A 3,319-nucleotide genomic window follows, 5' to 3' on the forward strand; every position below is an offset into this window, starting at 1 on the left:
TCCGGTCAGGATATCTCCCGGCTGAATATTCCATCGTTCGACAAGATCCGGTCTGAACGGGAGAAGAATTTTGCGTGCCGAACATTCGCCAGGGAGCGGATGAAGGATGAAATCAAATGGATCTCCAAGAATATCCGCTGATCCCAAAATTGTCCCGGCATCAGGATGCTCCTGACATACCGGATCAGATGTGAACGGACAGTCGTGGATTGTCCTGACTCCTGCATCCAGAGCACGGGAGAACTCATCACAGGTCCCATATCCGCATGCACCACAGTTTCTACCCGGGGAATTCCATGATTCCATCAGTCACCCCTGAACAGAAGACCATCCCCGTCAAGCTGCCGGAGGACGCCGGTGTGATGCTTCCACCCGATATTCGTCTTTCCAATACAGACCGTACATACACCAAGCGGCGGAATTCCCCGGAGGGTAATTGCGGCAGGATCTCTAACATCTGGTGCTTCCCCGATTGCCCTGGTCAGGTACCGCATTCCAGTTCCCTGCACTGCATTCGTCTCAACAATATCAATATCTCCTCTGATACCCCGGATCTTCTCCCGAAATACCTCCTTTTCGGCCTGGGAGACCAGATCAATCCTCGTCACAACCGCGATATCAGCAAGGGCAATCATCGGTGCCATCTTTGCCGGAGACTGAATGCCGGAGATTGCTGACAGAACAACAATCCCAAATGACTGGGTTGTATAGGGGGTGCACCGCAGACACAGCCCGGCACTCTCGACAATGAGCATATCTGCCCCTTCTTTCATCGCCCATCCAATGGCCTCATCAAGGATCATGATACCGGCATGATCCGGACAGAGATCACCGGAGTAGACCTTTCTGGCCGGGATCTGAAATTCTGCTTTTATCTCCTCATCTTCAGTCGCACAGACAACATCTATCTTCAGATATGCTGCTTTGAGTTCAGGATGAGATCTGATAATCTGCCTGGTAACCGCCGTCTTTCCTGCAGATGGCGGGCCTGCAATGATGACGAGTTTCATCACAGGACCGGAAGTGGTGCGGTGATCAGTTCACCTGCCCGAATCATCTCTCTCATCCGCCCAATAATCCCGTCCATATGAAGCATCTGGCGGATTGCATGCTCTTCTGCGCCGTCGGGCTCGATAACCTTTGCGACTGCTCCATCCTGCATGACAATCCGACGATCAGACAGGAGAGAGACGAGGGGATCATGAGTGACAAAGAGTAATGCCTTGTGGTGCTGACGGAGGACTTCGATCACTTTTTCCTTAAAAATACCGGCATTTTCAACCTCGTCAAGCAGGATGATCGGAGTATTCGAGATGAGGATGGCATCTGCTACCATCAGGGATCGTGTCTGGCCACCTGAGAGGCTGGTCATCCGGACATGGGCTGATATTGGCTCGCCGGTGAACTGGTTTGCAAGGGTGATCGTCTCCTCTATACAGGACTCATTCGTGGATCCCCTTGACCGAAGGTGCATCCGTAAAAATTCGGCGACCGTCAGATCACAGAGGCACCGGGTATTCTGGGTGATAAGGGCTACCGGTTTTGCTGCAGGATCCCTGACATACCGCTCAGGAGGGAGCTTTCCGTTGACGAGAATCTGCCGTTTGGTAACCGTATCCCGGTTTGCAAAAATTTCAATGTCGTTGATAAAGGCACTCTTGCCTGAACCCGTCGGTCCGACGATTGAGAGTGTATCTCCGGGTCTGATACGAATCTCATCAAATCCCTCAGGTATTCCTCTCCGGTTCCTGCCTGGAAGTATGGTGATCTCGCTGATACATTCCTCGGTCATCCGGTATAGGTATTGGGTGTTTGTGAATAAGATAGTAACCCAATGAGGATTAATAATGAGACAATGAGGTAAATATTATCGTAAAAAAATATACCAAGAGATCCTCATATGGCATATTTTAGAATATGTCCGAACATCATATCCGAAATAGTATAAGAACAATACAAAGGAAAAACAAAAATTCAGATGGTGATTTATGCATATTTTACTGCCAGATACGCATTCACCCTGCCACCGCTGACCGTCTTTCCTGAAAATGCCGATTTTTTATCGACATATCTGATGATCAGATCCTTCACCTGATTTGTGGTCAGGGAAGGTTTTTTTGCTTTGATAAGCGCTGCGATCCCGGATACATGAGGCGTCGCCATCGATGTTCCGGACATGTAGGCATACGTTCTCTCCGGCGTTGTGCTTAAGATAGACACTCCGGGTGCTGCTACGTCAACACTCTTTGCTCCATAATTTGAGAAAGAGGCAAGTTTGTCTTTTGCATCCGATGCAGCTACTGCCAGGATGTTCGCATTTGGAAGAGAGGCAGGGGACTGGGGGTAGATATCAGTATTTTTGCCGCTGTTTCCTGCCGCACATACAAAGAGGATACCCGGTGCATTGGCAATCGCATCCTGTAACGCCTTGTCAGTTCCTGAACCACCCCATGAACATGACGCAATTGTAGCCCCGTGTTGCTTTGCATAATTTATTGCTTTAATAGCATTGCTGGTATACCCGCTCCCAGAACCTGAAAGGAACTTTAACGGAATAATTTTAGTATTCCAGGTAACGCCCGCGACACCTATGGCATTGTTCCCGATTGCTGCAATCGTGCCTGCAACATGGGTTCCATGGCCGTTGTCATCCATCGGATCTGCATCATTATTGGCATAATCATACCCGGCAATACAGTTCGCTTTGAGGTCAGGGTGATTATAATCAACTCCAGTATCAATGACTGCTACACGTACCGCAGGAGACCCTCTAGTTATTGCCCATGCTTCCGGTGCATCAATGTCTGCATCGGAGGTGCCGCCGGTCTGACCGGTGTTGTGCAGCCCGTACAACTTTGTAAAGTAGGGATCATTCGGCTTCACACTGGAACCTGCCGGTGTCAGGGTTGCTGATATGGTTGTTGTTTCTCCACCCACAACAGATAAGGCATCATCCACCCCGAGGGTCCGGGCATCTGGTGAGGAGGAGGAGCCTGGAGGTTTCTGAACGGCCTGAACGTTGGATCCTGACGATGGGATCGAGACAGATGGTGGAATAACCGTTTTTCCTGGTACTATGCCATTCTCAATTGAGAGGACATAATCAGGTTCGGCATACTCAACGTAGGGGTTCATGGAGAATAATTTTGCAACTGACTGGAGATCTGATCCCTTTGGAATCTGAACTACCTGCATTCCTTCAACTCCCAGGGCAGCTGCATCATCTAGCACGGTAACCCCCATCTGGTCATTAAGAGTCGATTGTGCCTTTGCCATCTCTGCAGATGAGGAGAACAGCCCGGGTTTTAATTTTACAATC

General features: G+C 49.6%; 4 protein-coding genes. All 4 read right to left on the minus strand.

Annotated elements, in window-relative coordinates; genetic code table 11:
* On the minus strand, window positions 1–306 hold a 306-nt coding region (locus PLA23_RS11760), incomplete at its 3' end, for a (Fe-S)-binding protein (protein ID WP_324475300.1).
* Window positions 306–1,010, minus strand: coding sequence for a GTP-binding protein (locus PLA23_RS11765; protein ID WP_324329712.1), 705 nt, complete (start codon window positions 1,008–1,010; stop codon window positions 306–308). The genes PLA23_RS11760 and PLA23_RS11765, both read right to left, overlap by 1 nt.
* Window positions 1,010–1,792, minus strand: coding sequence for an ATP-binding cassette domain-containing protein (locus tag PLA23_RS11770; protein WP_324329713.1), 783 nt, complete (start codon window positions 1,790–1,792; stop codon window positions 1,010–1,012). Before PLA23_RS11770 ends, PLA23_RS11765 begins: the two co-directional genes overlap by 1 nt.
* Window positions 1,793–1,986: 194 nt before the next feature.
* A partial coding sequence (locus tag PLA23_RS11775) for a S8 family peptidase (RefSeq protein ID WP_324475301.1) occupies window positions 1,987–3,319 on the minus strand: 1,333 nt, incomplete at its 5' end.

The sequence above is a fragment of the Methanospirillum sp. genome (genome assembly GCF_035406105.1).
Classification (GTDB): domain Archaea; phylum Halobacteriota; class Methanomicrobia; order Methanomicrobiales; family Methanospirillaceae; genus Methanospirillum.

Excerpts from the sequence above, each read along its gene's own strand:
- PLA23_RS11765 (WP_324329712.1), bottom strand. The coding sequence starts at position 1,010 with ATGAAACTCGTCATCATTGCAGGCCCGCCATCTGCAGGAAAGACGGCG.
- PLA23_RS11770 (WP_324329713.1), bottom strand. The coding sequence starts at position 1,792 with ATGACCGAGGAATGTATCAGCGAGATCACCATACTTCCAGGCAGGAAC.